The following is a 19237-nucleotide window of genomic DNA, read 5'->3' on the forward strand; positions in this document are numbered from 1 at the left end:
GAGTTAGTCGAGGCGGCGTGGGCCGTCTGCGATCTCTGCGACATAGAAGCTGGCGGGGTAGCCGATCGTTTCCTGATAGACCTGTCCGACCGCCGCAGTGAAGGCCGGTACCTCCGTTTTTGCGACTAAAGCGATCGCACAACCGCCAAAGCCGGCGCCGGTCATTCGGGCACCTAACACGCCGGGTTGGGCCAAGGCTGTTTGCACAAGGGTGTCGAGCTCTTTGCCGGTCACTTCATAATCGTAGGCCAGGGACACTCCAGAGGCACTGACCAGATGGCCAAATCCTGTGAGGTCGCCTTGCTCGAGTGCCGCAGCGGCCTTCAAGGTGCGCTGATTTTCAAAAACGGCGTGGCGGGCGCGCTTGATCAAGGTGTCGTCATAGATCAGGTAGCTGGCTTGATCAAATGCGTCTTCGCTCAGGTCGCCAAGGCTCTGAATCGAGAGTTGCGTCTGCAGGCGGCGCAGGGCCTCTTCGCATTCGCTGCGGCGCTCGTTGTACTTCGAATCTGCCAGCTCGCGGCGCTTGTTGGTGTTCATGATGACGATGACGTTGTCGCCGAGCACCAGCGGCAGGCTTTCGTAAGCAAGCGTATTGGTGTCCAGCAGCGTCGCGTGGTCCTTGGTGCCCATACCGATTGCGAATTGGTCCATGATGCCGGAATTGACGCCGATGAAGTCATTTTCCGTTGCCCGGCCGTCTTGAATCAGGTCGAGCATGGTGACTTTGAGGGCAAAATTGTCCTTGAGAATGATGCCGGTCAATAGCTCGATCGAGGCGGAGCTGGAAAGCCCAGCGCCGTTTGGCAAGTCCCCATCGATATAGATGTTCAGCCCGCGGTCGAAGGTGGCGCCGCGTTTGAGCAGCTGCTGGGCCATGCCCTTGAAGTAATCGCTCCACTGGCCGTCCTTGCCGCCCGTCAGCGCATCGATCGGCAATGTGATGACCGGGCTGTTTGGAATGCTAGCCGAAAAGAGATGAAACGCCTGATCGCCGCTTTCGCCGACCGCGGCATAGGTGCCCAAGCTGATCGCGCAAGGGAAGACATGGCCGCCATTATAATCTGTGTGTTCGCCGATCAGATTGATGCGGCCTGGGGAAAAATACTGCTGAGTGGGCTGGCTACCGAATCGCGCGGCAAATCCTGCCTTTAGATCTGAAACTGTCATGATGCTCCTCCTTACAGGGCGGCACTGTCGCGCACCAGCAATTGACTGGCAAGGGTGATGCGCATTTGGCTGCCCGGTGTTTTGGTCATTTTTTCAAGTAATTCGACGCCGGTGATGCCCATTTCCTGGGTGGCGATGTGCACCGTCGCAAGGCTGGGGTTAATGAAGCGCCCGACTGCCATATCGTTGAACCCAATCACCGCCACATCTTCTGGCACGTTGAGGTGGTGTTCCTGAAGCGCCTTGATCGCGCCGATCGCCATGTTATCGCTTGCGGCAAAAAGCGCGTCGAAGTGGGCGGCAGCCGGCTGGCTCAGAATTTTTTTCATCACCTGGTAGCCGCCTTCAATGGTGAAGGGGCCGCTGTACAGCACGGGCTCTTCGCCGCGCCTGGTCATGGCGGTGGTGAAGGCTTCCGGCCGCGGGTCATGAAGCGGCTGGCCATCCGTGGTCTGCTCGACACCGGCGATCATGATCGGGTGCGTGCGCCCGTGGGTGAAAAAGTGATCCACGATCGCCTGCACCGGTGCGCCAAAGCTGGTGGTCACGCAACTAATGTCGTCATCGAGGGTGTCCTGATCGATCACCACCAGCGGTTTTCCAAGGCCCGCAAAAGCGGCAAGCTGGTCGTGGCTGTATTTTCCGATTGCGATCACGCCAGCTAGGCCGCTTGCAGCCGGCAAGCCATCTGGGGCAAAATTGCGGGCCACTTGATAGCCATCCGCCTGCAATTGATTTTCCACGCCCCAGCGAATGGCCCGGTAGTAAAGGTCGCCTTGTTCGCCGGCCTCGGTGGTCCATTGCACCAAGGCAACGGTGCCGGCCGAGGTCGTGGGATGTGTTTGATGTTTGGTGTAGTTCAAGCTTTCTGCTGCGGCAAAGATCCGCTGGCGTGTGGCCGCGGACACCTGCAGTGAGGTGTCCGCATTGAGCACACGTGAGACAGTAGCGCTAGAAACATGTGCCGCAGCTGCGATATCTTTTAGGGTGGTGATAGGCAACAGCTCCCTTCTTGATCGGTCACCGATAGTTTACTAAAATCGGGCTGAGAATGAAAGGCTTACTTGTGCGGATGCGTTGGCTTTCTATGTGAAAACCCGCTTAACATCAAGGAAAAACGGAGTGAAGAAATATTTACTAAATTTTACGTCAGGTGCTATTTTTCGTAAAAAAAAGACCAGCATCCGGCTGGCCTGCAAAACTGGTTATTGGAAGATCAACGAATTGGTGCCGGTCGCGTTCAGGATGTAAAGCGCGAGGACTGCGGCATTGATGATAAACGACAACACGATGATCGCGTAACGGAACGTGAAGTTGTGGGCCCAGGTCGCGAAGTTGAACCACCCAAAGCGTTTGCCTGAGTAGGTGAACAGCATGATCAACAGTAAAACGGTGATCACGACTTGCAGGCCGAGCCCCGGCGTGTAATAAGCGTGTTGCGTATTTTGCACGTAATAGCCAGCAAACGCCAGCCCGTCGAGTAAAAGGGCGATGAGTGACATGATGCACCTCCTTGTCATGGTGATGTCAGAATTGTAGCACACTGGCTGGCGGTCTTGGTGGTGCTTGGGGAAAACTTAGCAACTCCGGAGCGGGACAGCTTTGTAATAGTTGCCATGTGACAGCACCGTCACATCAGGCGCGTTCTTAAGCCATTCTTAACTCGTTTTGTAACAAACAGATTACAAAAACATTTCAGACCGTGCTATACTTGAGCCATCAAATAAGGGTGAGCCCAGATGAGCGAGGCGTTGATGATGAAAAAAATGGTAGTGATCGGATTGGTTATTTTGGGTGTCGGCACAGCGTCTGGTCTGGGCGTTCAAGCGCATATCGATCAGGCAAGCGCAGGCCGGACAACGGTGGTCGCACGCACTGCGAAGACCGCTCCTCTCGGCAAGCCTACCGCGTCTGCGAAGCCGAAGACCGGGTCGGCCGTTCACCCATCTGCGACGACCCAGAAAAAAGCGGTTGCGGTCGGCGAACAGACCGTTGCCAAAAAGACACAGGCGACGACAGCTTCTCGGCAATCGGTCAATTCGACGCCGGTGACTCAGAAAGCGCAAACGAAGACAGCCGCACCGGCCACTTCTTCAACGACAAAAGCGACGACTACGAAAAAGAACGTCACTGCGACAACAACACAGACGACCGCAAGCCCCGCCGCTTCCCAGCAGTCGGCGCTTAGCAACTATAACGGCACGTGGCACAACGCGGCTGTGACCGTCACGTTGACGGCGACCACGATGACCGTGACACAAAACGGCCAGGCGCTCACGAGCCGCTACCAAGCGCAGGCGGCAGGGGATGGCTTCATCTTCACCCCGCTAGATCACGAAGCCGATGCGCTGTATCTGGTACTGGCAAACGGCCATCTCGAATGGACCACCGGCGCCAGCGCCCCACTTGTTTTGACAAAGTAATGACATTGAAGTGAAGACGGAACTGGGACAAAACTTTTGTTTTGTCCCAGTTCCTGTATAGTGCACTAATGTTACAGCAGTGTCGTGGGCCAAATGTCCGGGTCCGAGCAGCTAAGGTCCCAATCACCTGGTCCAAAGTTCGGACCTGGCGCTTGGAACACTTACCTGTCGGACCCAAGATCGACATTTGTCCCACTTCCGTCTTTTTGTAGCTGCAGGCGAGCACATCGCCTTTGACTGCCGAGCAATTTATTTTGCCAGATGTTCCCCGAAAAAGCGTAATGTGCTCGGCAACGCAAACTCAGTATAATCGCGTGCATGCCCGGTGCCTGGCACCACATGTAACGTGATATCGCGATCGAACGCGGCGGCGCGGTCGACGAATTGGAGCGCCGCAGAAAGAGGCTGCAACTCATTCGCTCCATTGAAGAGTAGGGTGGGGCCAAGCGTGTTGGTCAGATGAAAAAGTGGATCGACCGCGATCAATTTTTCCTGACTCAAGTCGCCAAGATAGGTCTGAACGAAATATTTATAAAAAGCGTCGTGAATCGCGTGACGGTCGGTAAGCCCCAGCTCTTGGTCGCCGGCCAACGCAGCGATGACGGCTTGATGCTGGTCGATCCAATTCGACAAATCGAGAATCGCGGACCAAGTCACGACCGGATAGCCTGCCGCGAGACTGGCTGTCAGCGCCATGGTCCCGCCGACACTGGCGCCCAGTAGGCCAATGCGCTGGCGGTCAAACTCGTAGTCACTGGCTTTGAACCAAGTGAGGAAATTTGTCAGATCGTTTTGCGCGGCCGGAAAAAGCGCGGCCGGGGCGAGCCGATAATTGACGGCGGCCACGAGATACCCGGCTGCTGCCAGTGCGGTCGCGAGTTCACTGTCGCGGCCTTTATCCCCGCGAAACCAGCCCCCGCCGTGAATAAACACCAGCGCGGCGCCATTTGCCTGTACCGGAAAATACAGATCCGCCCGCTGCAAGGCGTCAGTGCCATATGCAATTTCAGTTGTCATGTTGTCCTCCTTTGGCGCGCGTGACCTCGCAAAATTATGCCAGAGCCGACTCGGCGTCGACGCGCAAGCCGGCTACGGTGATGGTGAGACGTTTGGCCGGGTCACACACGCCGCAATCGATGGTCAAGCCAGATAGTGTCCGCCAGCGGCTCAACGGATCGACCGGGGCAGGGCCGAATGCGGCGTGCACAGCAAGCAGCGCATCGCCAAGGGTGGCTGAGAGCTCGGCGGCACCGCTGACGGCTGGCATGAAAATTGTCACCGGCCGCGGGGCAACGACCCTTTTGCCCTGACTCGGCGCGATCGTCACGGAAAGATCGGATGCGGTGGCTTTTGTCGTCAGCGTGATCAGCGCCTCGTCGCCAGTTTGATACGCAAGCGTGGCGCCATCGTCTTCGACCAGCGTCGTTGTTTGGCTCCCACCTGGCACCGCCAGCACGATCAGATCCGGTTGGACGGCGGCCGGATTTTGGTGCGGCAAGGTCAGCGGAATCACCGCGCCTGCACGCAGATACGTGGGGAGTCCGGCAAGCGGAACAGGCACATCGGCCAGCGTCCGGCCGCCTTGTTGCCACCGGCCAGTCTGAAGATCGAGCCAACTGCCGGCTGGCAAATAGATATGCGCCCGTTTTGCGGCCCCACTTGGCTGCAGCCCATATGCATCGAGCAGCGGCGCCACGAGTAGGTCGTCGCCGACCAAAAACTGATCGGTGAGATCTTGCGTCAGCGCATCGCTGTCGCCTGTCCACCAAGTTGGCCGCAGCGCCGGCGCCCCATTTTCGGCTAAGGCGGCCAGGCTATAAAGATAGGGCACGAGCATCGTGTGCAGGGCGAGATATGCCTGGGCCAGGGTCTTGTACGGGGCAGGGGCGTTTTGGCCCAGCAACTTCGGCACATCACCCCAGCCGTCCATGGCAAAAAAGTGTGGCGTCATCGCCTTCCACTGCAGGTCGCGTAAGGCGATGAGTGGGTCGCGACCGGCATAAATGCCATCCACGTCGCTCGCCACATTCACGAGGCCAGATAAACTGGCCGATAAATAGCTGCCGATATGCGTTTTGAGATTGGCCCAATTGCTACCGGCTTGATCGCCGCTCCACACCAGCGCATCGCGTTGACTGCCGGCCCAGCCATCGACGGTGACGATCGCAGGCCGCCGATTGCAGGCGCTCATGGCGGCGCCGGCCTCAGCCGTGGCGTTCAGGCCGAATGTATAGCCTTCGCCGACCCATGCCACATCTGTCTTCAGTGCCGTGATGCCGGCTTCGTTGAGCTCACGCACCAGATCACGCTCGCCTTTTTGCGGATGGGCCGGGTCGGCAGGTGTCAACGTTTTTTGCGTCCACAGGCCTGTTGCGATGCCGCGGCTGGCCGCATAGTCGCGAAATGCGCGCAGGTTGGCGAGGTCACCGGCGAGGCTCGACGTCTGGCCATACCCCGCGCCGTAGCCGTCATTTGGCAACAGCCAGCCCAGCGCAAACCCATTTTTCCGATAGCGCTCGATCACCGCTCGCGCGGAAAATTGGAAGTCGTGTTCGCCATTCAGCGTTTCGCGAATCGATCGGCGCGGCATGCCATTCTCGTCCGGGTCCATGAATGTCACCTGGCCGTTGCCGTAAACATTGGGGACCAAGGACTGGCCGGCGACTGTGATCGTCCCGCGACGAAACCCTGTGTTGAACGTCTCCTTGCTGATCGGCTGATATTCTTTGTACCAATTGCCATCCTCAAATTGGATGGCGCCGGCCGACTCGGCTGTGACCGCGACCCAGTGATCGCGGTTATACGCATTGAAGTGCCCGGGATAAAAGGAAAAACGCGGCAGGCGGACCGGCTTGCCTGTCAGCTCAAAATACCCACGAATCATGTCGGCCGGCGTTTGCCCGATGACAATGTAGACGTCACAGACCGGGTCGTCATGACTGAATTCGGCGCCACGGAACAGCTCGGAGAAATCATAGGCCCCCTTGGTAAACGTGTTGGCCAGCAGTCCAAATCCTTCTGTGGTCCAGGCAAACGGCACGGGGCTAGTGACACCGCCGAGGGTCCAGCGATTTTCGGTCGCGATCGCGATCAGTCGGTCATTGAGCGACACCAACCCATTTTGCATGCCGCCGCCAAAATAATGTGGCAGGGTTGCGGTCCGCAATCGCAGGGACCAGCCACTATCGGAAAACGTTGGCAGATAAATGGTGACAAGCGGTGCGTCATTTCGACTAAGCCGCAGTTGGCCGTGGGTCAGGTCGAGTTTGACCGCGCCAACACTGACTTGATCGGGTTGACTGGCTCTCAGGGGCGTCGTTTCTTGCGCCGTGATGATCGGGGTGCGATAGGCCTGGCCAGTGCCGCCAGTCGCCACCGTTTCGTCGCCACTTTTCTCGACCGGCAGCGCCGCCTGAATTGTCGGGTGCGTTGGCCACGCGCCGCCTTGCTTCACGGTCAGACGCAAGAGGTGGTCGTTGACGGCAGATAGTCTGCCTTGCCATTGCGTTGTCGTAAAATAAAATGCACCCTCAGTGAGGTGCTGGTCGATGATCTGAGTCGGGTCTTCCATGTCGGCCTCCTTGGACGTTTCCTTCAGTTTACCTCAATCGTGCCATCAGATTCGGTATAATGAAAAGAATGAAAGGGGCGAGTCAGGTGTATTTTGAATTCTCATATCCGGTCGACCGCGCCACGACCGTTAAACGGCGGCTGGCCGCAGAAGGCGTCAGTCATCGTCTGCTCGCGAAACTATTTGCCGCAGGGGCCGTGCGAAAAAACGGCCAGGTGACTGGCAATCAGCCGGTGCTCCCCGGCGATGAGGTTGGCTTCACGATGCTCACACAACCGCTGATCGTGCAAAGCCACCAGCCTCTGGTTGTGGTCAAAGAAACGCGGGATTGGCTGATCGTCGACAAATCGGTCGGGATGGCCAGTGTCCCAGGCCCCAGCGATCCGACACACAGCCTGTTGAATGCGGCGGCTGGGTATCTGGCTGAACAGGGCGTCACGGCGCCGCAGCCGGCTGTGATCACCCGTCTGGATCGCGATACTTGCGGCTTGGTGCTGTTGGCCAAGCATCCCTTTGCCCAAGGAAAATTGGACCAGCTCGGCGTGGATGCGACGGTGACAAAAATTTATCGCGCCGTGGTCGAGGGTCAGCTCGATCCGCCAGCCGGGCGCATCGATCGGCCGCTTGCCAAAGCGCCCGATGGCATTCATCGCCGCGTTGATCCAGCAGGGGTGCGCGCGGTCACGGATTACCGGACCTTGACGCTGGGCGCAACGACGAGTCTGGTTGAAGCGCGCCTGGAGACAGGGCGGACGCATCAGATCCGGGTGCATTTTGCGTCGTTGGGGCATGCGCTGGTCGGCGATCCGCTTTATGGACAAGGTGAGGCGGGCGCGCACCAGTTGCTTCAGGCAAGCAAGCTGGCCTTCACCGATCCATTTTCGGCCGGAGTGATCGAGGCTGAGTTGCCGCTGCCAGAAGAATTTTCGTCGGCATTGCGTTGAGCCCACTTTAATAGAAGAAATGGGGCTGGACGCAGATGACCAAGGACGCATCAACCGCCCAGGCCGAACTACCTGCTCAGCCCTAAACGCCCCGCTGCGCACCGTGCATTAAGTTGGGCTCCGCCGGGCAGGGGTAGGACATGTAGTCGGCCTGCTCGCCCGATGGCAAAGAGCGCCATCAACCGCCCTGGCCGAGCTACCTGTCTACCCCTAAACGCCCCGCTGCGCATCCTGTCAATTGATTTTCCTTGACATTTCCCGCTAATTCAGTATGCTTATATAGTTAGTCTAGACTTGATGAGAGAGGTGACAGAAGATGCGTGATCATATTCTTCTTGCCTGTGCCGAAACCGGCGAACGGATCTATCTGACTTCTAAGAACAAGCGTAACACGCCTGATCGTCTGACTTTGAAGAAGTATTCTCCAAAGTTGCGTCGGCGCGTTGAGTTCGTCGAAGTTAAGAAGTAATTCATTCAAACAGGCCTGTTTGAGCCCTACTGCAATTGATTGCGGTGGGGGCTTTTTTTATTTCGGAGGTGGGCAATGCTCAGTGATGGGAGAATTCAGATCCGGCCGTTTCAGGTGGCCGATGCGTCAGCGTTTTTTGCGTATGCAAGTGATTCGGCCGTCACGACGCCAGCCGGCATGGCGCCGCTAACAACGATGGATGAGGCTGTGGCCACGGTCACGCGGTACCGCCAGGAGAATACGGACCACGCGATCGTTTTTCAAGGCCAGGTGGTTGGCCACATCGGCGTCTACCCGCGGGCAAATGATCCGGCCGACCCGGCATTCATGACACGTGAGATCGGCTATGCACTCGGCCAACCATTTTGGGGGCAGGGCCTGATGACCGCCGCGGTGCGGTTGGTCTGCGCAGACTTGTTCGCCCGCCAGATCACCCAGATCTGGGCCGGCGTCTTTCCTGACAACGCGCGTTCGGTTCGGCTGCTTCGCCACACGGGTTTTCGCTATCAGTTCACCGTGCCGCTTCCCGCCAGCCTGTATGGCAAGGCGGCCAGCGAAGAGGCCTATTATTGTCTATTACCTGAAAACTGGGCGTCAAAAAAGTGACCGCCATGGAAATTGTTTTTTTTCATTGCTTTTGTTCATTATTACTCGTGGATTTGTTTTGAAAATGATATAATGAAACCAACATTCAAACTGGAGGTTTCAGAATGAGCGTCCAAACAGATTATGATCAGGCCTACACCAAACGTTTGGCGATGATCGAAAAAGATCCGGCGTACACGATCTTGTCGAGTATGAACAAGCCGATGTCCGAGACAGGTGGCCAAGTGAGCCAGTACATCGTCTACACGGATTATCAAAGCAAGCGTCAGCCACGCAACAGTTTTTCGATCTTCGTGTATACGCCATTTGAAAACGTCGATAAATATGGCCACTCCAAGGCGGACTATCTCGCCCAGCTGCTCTTCGATATCGACCACTGGAAAAATACGATGCACATCACGGTGCTTGAGACGCTTGGCTCTGAAAGTCGCCTGGCCTTTTATGATTTTCAAAATATGGGCCTCGCTCAGCTTGCTCTTAAGGCGTTCATCAATCTGGCGCGGAAGGCTGATGTTCAGGCCCTTGATGGCAACATCAGCTCGTTTGACCGGGATAATTTTGCCAAGCTCCAACATATTTTCACCAAGTATGGCTTTCATTGCCAGACGGAGGATGCAGAGCAGGGAATCGGCCGCATCACACTTAAACTGAATTGATTCGTGGCCCACAGATGCAGGGCCAAAAGAAGCCGGCAGGTGGTTGCCAGCTTCTTTTTTTATCGAGCTTTTAAGTACAGTTTGAGAGCGAAAATGAAACAGATGAGACGCGCTTAGTTGGGAACTGGCAAAATAATATTTTGAAATCAACAACAGAACGCGTATGATGTGAAACAGACAACGGAAAGCGAGGCATTGTGATGTCAAACCCTCAGCGCCATGGCGCAAACTTAGTGATCGATAGCCTGATCGCGCATCAGGTCCCATACGTATTCGGAATTCCAGGCGCGAAAATCGACCGCGTTTTCGAATTGCTCGAACATCCGACAGCGCCTAAGACCCCACAACTGATCATCACCCGGCATGAGCAGGATGCGGCGTTCATGGCCGCTGCGGTCGGGCGAATGACCGGCCAGCCGGGTGTTGTGTTGACCACCTCAGGGCCTGGTGCGGCAAATCTTGCCACGGGCTTGGTGACTGCAACGGCGGAGGGCGACCCGGTCCTTGCACTTGCAGGTCAGGTCCAGCGCAAGGACCTTTTGCGGGCGGCCCACCAAAGTATGAAAAATGCGGAGATGTTTGCCCCTATCACCAAGTATGCCGCTGAGGTCCAAGATCCCGACAATGTTTCTGAATTGATTGCCAACGCGTGGCGCGCCGCTGCTTCTGGCAAGCAAGGGGCCAGTTTTGTGTCGATTCCTCAGGATGTGACTGACGCGCCGACAGATGCAGCCGCCATTCGCCCGAGCGTTGCGCCAAAACTCGGGCCGGCCAGCCCCGCCGACATGACCAATTTGGCGACACAGATCAAGGAGGCGGCGTTACCAGTCTTGCTGCTTGGGATGCGCGCCTCCTCTGAAGAGGTGACGCAGGCCTTGCGGGATCTTCTTGCCACGGCTGACCTGCCAGTCGTTGAGACTTTCCAAGGGGCGGGCATTGTCTCACATGAACAGGAACATGATTTCTTCGGTCGCGTCGGATTGTTCCGTAACCAGCCAGGGGACCAGCTGTTGCAGCAAAGTGACCTGGTGATCGCGATCGGGTACGACCCGGTGGAATACGAACCGCGCAACTGGAATAGCGAAGGCCGCGCGCGCATCATCGTCATTGACGCGCAGCCCAGTGAGATCGACCAACATTTTCAGCCGGAAAGCGAATTGATCGGGGACATCTCTCAGACCTTGGCAATTCTGACGCCGCTGGTGCGCGGCTATCGGGTCGCGCCGAGTGCAAAGTCAATTCTTGAAGGGCTGCAGGCGCAGCTCCAAGCCCGCGATGTCCCACCGGCTTTGGCTGAGCAGACGCGGGTCCATCCGCTGAGTATCATCGCAGCACTGCAGGAACGCGTCGATGATCACATGACGGTGGCGGTCGATGTCGGGAGCCACTACATTTGGATGGCTCGCCATTTTCGCAGCTATCAGCCGCGGCGCCTGCTTTTTTCAAATGGCATGCAGACCTTGGGCGTCGCGTTGCCTTGGGCGATCGCCGCGACGCTGGTTCGACCTGGGGAAAAAGCCGTTTCTGTGTCTGGCGACGGGGGCTTTCTGTTTTCGGCGATGGAGCTTGAAACAGCCGTGCGCCTGCATAGTGATCTGGTTCATATCATTTGGAATGATGGGCACTACGACATGGTCAAGTTCCAAGAGGAAATGAAGTATGGGCAAGCAGCCGGTGTTGATTTTGGTCCCGTCGATTTTGTGAAATACGCAGAGGCGTTCGGGGCCAAGGGGCTGCGTGTCGACAAGCCGGCCGACCTCGGGCGTGTGCTCGATGAGGCCTTTGCGACCAAGGGCCCAGTGATCGTCGATATTCCAGTTGATTATTCGGATAACCGCAAGCTCGGCGACGCGATGCTGCCGGATCAGTTCTAGGAGGCTCAGATGACAGAAAAAGAGGACCAGTTACTTTACCAACATGGGACGCTCGGGGCCTTGGTGCCGGGATTATTTGCCGGCACTCAGACGCTGACCGAGCTGTTGCAGCACGGCGACACCGGCATTGGCACACTGGATGGGCTCGATGGGGAGCTGATCATTTTGGCCGGCCAGGTGTATCAAGTGGCCGCGAGTGGACAAGTCCACCTGATCGCGGATACGGATGCGGCCAAGGTGCCGTTTGCCAATGTCCATCACGCGGCGTTTGAGACAGTCGGTCAAGTTGTCGCCGACACTCAGGATGCCTTCGCGAACGTTGTGCTGAAACTACTTGGCACCCGCAACCTATTTGCCGCGGTGCGCCTTCACGGGACGTTTGGCCAGGTCACGACGCGGGCCGTGGCCAAACAGGTGCCGCCCTATCCAACCCTGACCGAAACAGCAGCCGACCAAGCTGTTTTCACGCGAAAAAATGTGACTGGAACGCTCTTGGGTTACTATTCGCCTCAGCTGTATGCGGGGATGGCAACGCCGAGCTTTCATCTGCATTTTCTCAGTGATGCCCATGATCTTGGCGGCCATGTGTTGGCGCTCGGTCAGATCGCAGGGGCGCTGGAGACCCAACTGTTCAGTGACCTACAGCTGCATTTGCCGACGGAGAACTCCGCATTTTTGCAGGAAGATCTCGATGGCGATCTGCTTGGCGAGATCGCGCAAGCGGAGCATTGAATTTTCAGGCCAGCCCGAATATTTGACAGCGTTTTCACTTGCGAGTAAAATATTGACGTTGGACAAACCGAAGAATGGGGGCCATCGGATGCGGCTTACACCGAGCACCAAGGTCTTTATGTACATGGCAACGATGAGTGGGGACACCGATGTCATGCACGACACCCTTTGGCGCGACCGGTACCGCTTGGATCCGTTACGCACGATGCATGCATTGATGCGCAACGGGTACATTCAAGCGGGCGGGGCGCTAGGGGATGTTGTGCTGACAGCCAAGGGCCAGTCCGCGCTCAGCGATATTGCCGATCAATTGTGGATCCACGAATATTATCTACCGGATGTGATCGATTTTGCCCATGCGCGGCGACGCTTCTGGGAACGACCGATGCAGGGGTATGTGCTCGTTGAACACCTCCTTGATGAGGCGTTGGTGCGCTATGGCGATGATCCAGGGTACGCGGCGGTCTTGCTGCGGCACCGCTTGAAGCTGGAGCTCGACACGCAGCATGATCAGGCGGCTGCGGCGGCGCTGATGGCGCTGATCGTGCAGGACCTGGAGCCGGGTGATGAATTCGATGCGGCGGCCTTCGCCTACGCGACCACGTGGGTGAAGATCACAAGCTTTGACAAGCAGACGCTGAAAACACTGCTTGGCCGGCTGAACTGGAGCCTCTCAGATTTTGAGATGCATTTTTCCGATTGGCTGGGGATGCAACCGCGCAAGGCGACGCTGTTCACCCATTTTGAGATCATGACGATCGTGATGTATGAGATCGCAGACAACGCGGGCCAGCTGACGGCGCTTTATGCCGCCGCAGCCCACCGGATGTTGCGAAACAAAATGCTGCCAGCGGTCGATGAGAAAGTTTTGCTATAGCGCCAAAAAAGCGTGATGCGGGGAGGCATCACGCTTTTTGTATGGCATCTGAGCCCTCGGCTGAAACTGGCAGGTTGAAGACGCAGCTGGAACCGGCGCAGGGCTATGCGCGCGCCTTTGTCTCCTTGAGCGCCAGCTTGTTCACGGCGGCTTGCTTTTGCTGATACAGCGCATAAATTCGTTCGTACAATTGATGCCGGTCGGTCACGGTGGCGTCCAGGTACCAATCGATCACCTTATTGGCGTGGCCGTTCAGCCAGCGCTGGATATCAGACGCCATATAATCATCCCGAACCGCCACGACCAGGTCGGCTTCGTCGAGGTCGGCGCAAACAGGAAGCCGGGTCGCGATGCCAAGGTCATCGACAAAGTCAAACAAGGCGCGGTTCAAAATGTCGGTCGGCTCGACCAGCAGTTTGAGCTTGACCTTTTCTTCCTCGGTGAATTGGGCAAGGACCGGCACAAATAGGTAAAACAGCAACTCGGCGAAGGCCTCTGGATCGCGTTTGAACGCGCTATAGGCGGGTCGATCGGGCAATGACTCGACAAATTCGAGAAATACTTGGCGCTGGCGCTGCTCCCGATATGACGATTTATTCGCCCCAAAGAAATCTGCCTGCTTGAAGTAATTGCCGTCCATCAGATAAAACGAAAACGAGACACGCAGGACATTGAGTGCCAGATGGGTCGACCGGTGCAGCTGATCGGCGGACAGGCCTGGAAAACGTGCCGTCAAAAATGGCCCCAGCGCTTCGACCACGTCGTTCGCCGGGGTCTTTTGACTCAGCAGGAATTCCTGCAAGGCCTGCTCATTTTCAGTCAGCGGCGTGAAATTGATCGTTTTATTTTGATAAAAGTAAAAGAAGCAGCTCTCGGCACGGCGAGCTTCAGGGTCGCGCTTGGCGAACAGTTCCTGCTTGTAGATCGTTTCGTCGAAGCTGGCCATCTCGCCAAAGACGTCCTCAAATCGCGCACAATAGCCGACATAATGGCCATGTGCCATCCGAATCCGGCAGACGGCCCAAAACAGCTCCTCTTGCAGGGCCGCGATCGGGTCGACTTTGTGTGTTTTGAGCTCATTGTACTGGCGGTCCAGCTGTGCAGACGAGATCGATGAAAAGGGCCAGCCCGAGCCGTGTGTTGCCAGCCAGTAAAACACGGTCAAAAAAAGCCGGATCTGTTTTTCATCACCGACAAAGCCCGGCAATGTCAGCGACATCTTGATCTGGTACCGGGCCAACAATTGGCGAAGCGGGGCGGTCTTTCGCAGCAGGGTCGAACGGCTGAGTAGCGCTCGTTGCAGAACCGGTCGACGCTTGGCCGACTGCCCTGAACCAGATAATCGACAAATTGATATGCGATCGCGTCTTCCATTAATAAGAAGCGATACTGGTCGATCGTCACTCTTAGCGGCAGTGGCCCCATCAAGGACTTTTTGACAGTGGCCCGGCTGTCTCCGGTGATTGCGGCCACATCTTCGATCAGTTCTTGGAAAATGTTATAGGTCTGCTGATAGGAGATGCCGATCTTCGCCGAGAGTTCGGTGATCGTCAAACTGTCGGCGTCAAATGCGGTGAGCACACTGAACATCATGAATTTTTGCAGATCCGCTTTTTCAAGAAAGATCTCTTCGAATTGCATGCTCACCCCTCCTTGTCCATTACTTCCCTTTTATCATTCAGTATAGCAAATTTTACAAAAACTGACACTTTTTGGCAATCGGGCCCGTGCGAATGGGGATTCGATTTGCTTACAAACGCCAACGATTTTGGTCAAAATCTCGTAAGCATAATTGAAAAGATGGACATTTGCCCTTATAATTTGGAGGCATTGCAGTCCATAATGACGATTTTTGGGGGAGTTTAATAATGCGCGGTCGTGAAGATATTTTCCTGTCAATGTCAGAATCTGAAAAAATGAGCCTATTTCGGCGCATCGTGAACGCGCGGGTGGCGTCCACGCCAGTCGTGGATCGATTGGCCGGTGAACGGGCGGGGGAGCCATTGATCGAAGAGGTCAACTTGAAGCAGATCGCCTCGCTGACGGGCCGCAATTATGGCAGTGTTTACAACACATACAACGGCCTTGTTGCCGCGCTTGAAATCATGACCCACACAAAAAATGCGTCGATCAAGCGTCTTTTCAACATTCCATCGAGTGATGTCCGGCTGTATTTTGTTCAAAATGGGCATCCGTATCAGTTCTTGGAGGCGTTGCTGACGCATGGCTATCCCAACTTCGACGCGTTTTTGCAAGCCATGGACACCTCGAAGGCAACGATGCTGCGCCACTTAAAGCCGCTGCGCGAATTTTCGCGGAAGTTTGGCGTTCGCTTTTCGTATGAGACCTTGCGAATTCAAGGCGACGAGAAACGCGTTCGGCTGTTTTTGACGATGATCTTTTGGATGGCCACGGACGGCGCGGGCTGGCCGTTCGAGCGCGCCTCTCGCACTGAAATGGGCGTCTTAGTCGATCAGGCCGTCGCGCTGTACGACGTGGGGACGCCGAATTTGGTGACGCGCGAGATCGCGATGTATTATGCGGCTGTCTCGAAGCAGCGGGTGGCAGATGGCAACGCGATCGTCTACCAGCCGGAGCATTTGACGTTGAAGTATCCGGTCGCCAACCTCTTTGAAGCAGAAGCGGGGCCGATGGGGGAATTGCAACCGCAAATGACCCTGTCCGAACAGCTTGGTGAATCGGCGGCGATGTATTTTCTGTTCAACTTCCTGCCGTTTTATGTGACGACGAGCTCGACCTTGATCGAGCAGACCATTCAGCGTTTCAAACGCTACAATCCGGTGATCTATACACTTGTGACCGAATTTTTGGCAAAACTGCCGGTGGCGTTTCTGGAAGATGACCTCTTGCCGAAAGAGACGCTGAATATGCTGAAGGCCAACTTGTTTGCCAACACCGTGTCGTCGCTGGAATTTGGCGAGGATATCTCTGAAATGATCGCCTATGAGGCCAACAATAAGCTGAGCCAGATGCCAGAGAACCCCGCCCTTGCGAAAAAAGTGCGGCAGACACTAGAGCATGTGATCTTCACCAATCAATTCACTGGGTTGGCGGATATGATCGACCCACTTAGCCAGTCGTATTATCGCAACCTGCTGCAACTAGTCATTCAGTTTATCCCGCCGGTCAAAGTCCGCGTGGCGCCTGTTGTTGAACAAAGCGTGCTGGGGTACATCGACCTGCTGTCGTTTTTGATCACCCAGCCCTTTGTCGAGATCGTGTCGCCGGATGAGGACCTGAGCACGGTCGACCTGGTCGTCGAAAGCTCGACGGTGCCGGATGCCAAGGAAAAACGCGGCGGCGCGTTGACCTACAAATGGGCGGCCAGCACCTCAAACGACTGGTACGGGGAATTATACGCGACGATCCGGCAGTTATGGGATGAAAAAATGAGCCTGGGGGGTGCGGTCGATTACTGAGCAAACGAAAGAAACGGCTGGCGGGGATCTTTGTGTGCAGGTCGTGCCGATCTTCAATCATCTCCCGCTGTCTGCGTTGACGCAGATTCAGGCGTTGGTCCATCACGTTCATTTTGCCGCGGGGGACACGTTGTATTTTGCTGGCAGTCAGGCGGACGCGCTTTATATCATTCACCAGGGCCAGGTGAAGATCGATCAGGTGACGGCTGGCGGTCGCGACCAGTTGATTCGGCTTTTGGCGCCCGGCGATTTCGACGGCGACCAGGCACTGTTTTCGCGGTCTGTGCATCAGGCCGAGGCGGTCGCAATGGCACCGGTTGTTGCGTGTGTGCTGCGCAAACCGGATTTTCAGCAACTGATTCGTGAGCATCCGGATGTTGGCCTTGCTGTGATGGATGAGCTCGCGCAACGTCTGCAGCAAGCGGAAGCGCGGGCGACCATGACGGCAACGCGCACCGTTGAAGCCAGACTGGCGGACTTTTTGTTGAGGCAAGGCCAGGCTGAGTTCACACTTCCGATGAAGAAAAAAGAGCTGGCCGCGTTTTTGAGCACGACCCCGGAATCGATCTCGCGCAAGCTTCGCGATTTTGAAAATGCGGGTTGGCTCAAGCAAACTGGTAGCAAGCAGCTGACTATTTTAGACCGCGCGGCTTTGACCCGCGTGGCGGCGGCCGATTGACTGGTTGTCAATGGCTGGCTTTTGCGGTATTGTATGAGCGGAAGAACTATGAACATCATTTTAGCCAATAAACGTCTGTGCCTATGTGGACTTTTCAGAGAGATGGCGGCCGGTGTGAGCCATCAACGTCCCTATTCCAGCACAGCGATACGGCCAGCGACGAGCTGGACGGCAGCGCCCGTTATCCGCAAAGAGGGTGGCGCGTTGCGTCAAACTTGGGTGGTACCGCGGAAAAAAGCCTTTCGTCCCAATGAGATGAGGGGCTTTTTGTGTACACAGACCGATGAGGAGGACCATTATGCTAGATATCAAAGTTTTACGTGCAAAGCCGGATTGGGCAAAAGAGAAATTGGCGGCCCGCGGCGTGAAGGCGGAAGAGATCGATGACGCGATCGCCCTTGATGACCAAAGACGTGAGGTCATTATGGCGGTCGAGGATCTCAAGGCGAAGCGCAACAGCGCCTCCGACGAGATCGGCCGTAAGAAGCGCGCCAAAGAAAACGCCGATGACGCGATCAAAGAGATGCGCGAAGTCGGGCAGCAGATCGCCGCACTTGATCAGAAACGGGCTGACCTTGAAGAAAAGGTCAACTACATTCTCGTGCGTCTACCAAATTTCCCAGCAGATGATGTGCCAATGTCGCTGGATGAAAATGATGCCCGGGAAGAATATAAATGGGGAAATATTCGCCAATTCGATTTTGCCCCGAAAGCACACTGGGAGATCGGGGAAAAACTGGGCATCCTTGATTTTGAGCGGGCAGCCAAAGTTGCAGGTGCACGCTTTGTCTACTATAAAGGTGCCGGCGCACGCCTCGAGCGTGCGGTCTACAACTTTTTCCTCGACGAGCACTATAAGGAAGGCTACGAGGAAGTGATCACCCCGTATCTCGTCAACGCGGACTCGATGTTCGGCACGGGCCAGTTCCCTAAGTTCACGGAGGACGTTTACACGATCACTAATGAAGGCGAACCACTGACCTTGATTCCGACCGCGGAAGTGCCACTCGTGAATTACTATCGCGGTGAGATCGTGGACAGTGCGAAGCTGCCGATCAGCCTGACCGCCTTGTCGCCTGCTTTTCGCTCTGAAGCCGGTAGCGCCGGTCGTGATACCCGTGGCCTGATTCGGATGCACCAGTTCAACAAGGTCGAGATGGTCAAGTTCTGCAAGCCAGAAGACTCTTGGAACCAGCTGAAGAATTTGATTCACGACGCGGAAGACCTACTGCAAAAATTGGGCCTTCCGTATCACGTGATCACATTGGCCAGCGGGGATGCCTCGTTTACCTCTGCCAAGACCAACGACCTTGAAGTTTGGATGCCGGCGCAGGATAAATACCGTGAGATCTCCAGCTGTTCCAACTGCACCGACTTCCAAGCACGTCGCGCACAGATCCGGTACCGGGACGAAAACGGCAAGCCACAGTTTGTCCACACCCTGAATGGCTCCGGCCTGGCGGTTGGCCGCGCGGTCGCTTCGATCTTGGAAAATTATCAAAATGAAGATGGCAGTGTGACCATCCCTGAGGTTCTTGTGCCTTATATGGGCGGCCAGACCGTGATCACAGCTGAATGATCTTTCTCCAAAAAGCCGCAGCAGTGCGGCTTTTTATGTCCTGTCAGACAGGCTTTTGGACCTTGGCCAAACTTTTTTGACAAATATCCTTGACGTAGAAGGGGGGAGTTGGTACTATATTTAAGTTGTCTTTTGGACAAGTCGTCCTTTGAAAACTGAACAAAGTTTCGTAAATGTGTAGGTGATTCGGCCTTAATTGGTCGGAGAATTAAACATG

General features: G+C 55.9%; 18 protein-coding genes. 11 read left to right on the forward strand and 7 right to left on the reverse strand.

Annotation, left to right across the window (positions count from 1 at the left end; translation table 11 throughout):
• Nucleotides 1-3: 3 nt before the first annotated feature.
• From JUE67_RS11540 to JUE67_RS11550, 3 genes are all read right to left on the reverse strand, one after another.
• Nucleotides 4-1170, reverse strand: coding sequence for a galactokinase (locus JUE67_RS11540; protein ID WP_203628477.1), 1167 nt, complete (start codon nucleotides 1168-1170; stop codon nucleotides 4-6).
• 11 nt (nucleotides 1171-1181) lie between these two features.
• Nucleotides 1182-2171: a LacI family DNA-binding transcriptional regulator gene (locus tag JUE67_RS11545; protein ID WP_203637168.1), complete on the reverse strand. Its 990-nt coding sequence runs from the start codon at nucleotides 2169-2171 to the stop codon at nucleotides 1182-1184.
• A 204-nt stretch (nucleotides 2172-2375) separates the two neighbouring features.
• Entirely contained in the window at nucleotides 2376-2672 is a 297-nt protein-coding gene (locus tag JUE67_RS11550) for a hypothetical protein (protein ID WP_203628479.1), read from the reverse strand.
• Between the two features lie 255 nt (nucleotides 2673-2927).
• On the opposite strand from JUE67_RS11550, the gene JUE67_RS11555 reads away from it, so the two are divergent.
• Entirely contained in the window at nucleotides 2928-3593 is a 666-nt protein-coding gene (locus tag JUE67_RS11555; protein ID WP_203637169.1) for a hypothetical protein, read from the forward strand.
• A 249-nt stretch (nucleotides 3594-3842) separates the two neighbouring features.
• Here the strand turns inward: JUE67_RS11555 and JUE67_RS11560 are convergent, their stop codons facing one another.
• On the reverse strand, nucleotides 3843-4610 hold the full coding sequence (locus tag JUE67_RS11560; RefSeq protein ID WP_203628481.1) for an alpha/beta hydrolase family protein: 768 nt from the start codon (nucleotides 4608-4610) through the stop codon (nucleotides 3843-3845).
• Between the two features lie 34 nt (nucleotides 4611-4644).
• Nucleotides 4645-7164 (reverse strand): glycoside hydrolase family 31 family protein, encoded by a 2520-nt coding sequence (locus tag JUE67_RS11565; protein ID WP_203628482.1) that lies wholly within the window; start codon nucleotides 7162-7164, stop codon nucleotides 4645-4647.
• Between the two features lie 86 nt (nucleotides 7165-7250).
• Between JUE67_RS11565 and JUE67_RS11570 the strand changes: the two genes are divergently transcribed.
• From JUE67_RS11570 to JUE67_RS11600, 7 genes are all read left to right on the forward strand, one after another.
• Entirely contained in the window at nucleotides 7251-8108 is an 858-nt protein-coding gene (locus JUE67_RS11570; protein ID WP_203628483.1) for an RluA family pseudouridine synthase, read from the forward strand.
• Nucleotides 8109-8424: 316 nt separating this feature from the next.
• The gene (gene rpmG, locus JUE67_RS11575) at nucleotides 8425-8577 is read left to right on the forward strand and encodes a 50S ribosomal protein L33 (protein WP_125696725.1); all 153 of its coding nucleotides are present in this window, start codon (nucleotides 8425-8427) and stop codon (nucleotides 8575-8577) included.
• Between the two features lie 75 nt (nucleotides 8578-8652).
• Nucleotides 8653-9183 (forward strand): GNAT family N-acetyltransferase, encoded by a 531-nt coding sequence (locus JUE67_RS11580; RefSeq protein WP_203628484.1) that lies wholly within the window; start codon nucleotides 8653-8655, stop codon nucleotides 9181-9183.
• 104 nt (nucleotides 9184-9287) lie between these two features.
• Nucleotides 9288-9839, forward strand: a complete 552-nt coding sequence (locus JUE67_RS11585; RefSeq protein WP_203628485.1) for a hypothetical protein — start codon at nucleotides 9288-9290, stop codon at nucleotides 9837-9839.
• Nucleotides 9840-10039: 200 nt separating this feature from the next.
• Nucleotides 10040-11713 carry an acetolactate synthase AlsS gene (gene alsS / locus JUE67_RS11590; RefSeq protein ID WP_203628486.1) on the forward strand — a complete coding sequence of 558 codons (1674 nt, stop codon included), beginning with the start codon at nucleotides 10040-10042 and terminating at the stop codon, nucleotides 11711-11713.
• Between the two features lie 9 nt (nucleotides 11714-11722).
• Nucleotides 11723-12445 (forward strand): acetolactate decarboxylase, encoded by a 723-nt coding sequence (budA, locus tag JUE67_RS11595; protein WP_203628487.1) that lies wholly within the window; start codon nucleotides 11723-11725, stop codon nucleotides 12443-12445.
• An 88-nt stretch (nucleotides 12446-12533) separates the two neighbouring features.
• On the forward strand, nucleotides 12534-13322 hold the full coding sequence (locus tag JUE67_RS11600) for a hypothetical protein (RefSeq protein WP_203628488.1): 789 nt from the start codon (nucleotides 12534-12536) through the stop codon (nucleotides 13320-13322).
• Nucleotides 13323-13425: 103 nt separating this feature from the next.
• Here JUE67_RS11600 and JUE67_RS11605 read toward each other — a convergent pair whose 3' ends face one another.
• The gene (locus JUE67_RS11605; RefSeq protein ID WP_236002646.1) at nucleotides 13426-14565 is read right to left on the reverse strand and encodes a hypothetical protein; all 1140 of its coding nucleotides are present in this window, start codon (nucleotides 14563-14565) and stop codon (nucleotides 13426-13428) included.
• The gene (locus JUE67_RS12780) at nucleotides 14532-14963 is read right to left on the reverse strand and encodes a hypothetical protein (protein ID WP_225877959.1); all 432 of its coding nucleotides are present in this window, start codon (nucleotides 14961-14963) and stop codon (nucleotides 14532-14534) included. The genes JUE67_RS11605 and JUE67_RS12780 overlap by 34 nt, the downstream gene beginning before the upstream one ends.
• A 257-nt stretch (nucleotides 14964-15220) precedes the next feature.
• On the opposite strand from JUE67_RS12780, the gene JUE67_RS11610 reads away from it, so the two are divergent.
• From JUE67_RS11610 to serS, 3 genes are all read left to right on the forward strand, one after another.
• Complete coding sequence (locus JUE67_RS11610) at nucleotides 15221-16762, forward strand: helix-turn-helix domain-containing protein (RefSeq protein ID WP_203628489.1); 1542 nt, start codon at nucleotides 15221-15223, stop codon at nucleotides 16760-16762.
• Nucleotides 16746-17441 (forward strand): Crp/Fnr family transcriptional regulator, encoded by a 696-nt coding sequence (locus JUE67_RS11615; protein ID WP_203628490.1) that lies wholly within the window; start codon nucleotides 16746-16748, stop codon nucleotides 17439-17441. Before JUE67_RS11610 ends, JUE67_RS11615 begins: the two co-directional genes overlap by 17 nt.
• Nucleotides 17442-17739: 298 nt before the next feature.
• On the forward strand, nucleotides 17740-19020 hold the full coding sequence (gene serS / locus JUE67_RS11620) for a serine--tRNA ligase (protein ID WP_203628491.1): 1281 nt from the start codon (nucleotides 17740-17742) through the stop codon (nucleotides 19018-19020).
• Nucleotides 19021-19237: the final 217 nt, after the last annotated feature.

Source organism: Lacticaseibacillus mingshuiensis, assembly GCF_016861785.1.
GTDB classification, from domain to species: Bacteria; Bacillota; Bacilli; order Lactobacillales; family Lactobacillaceae; genus Lacticaseibacillus; species Lacticaseibacillus mingshuiensis.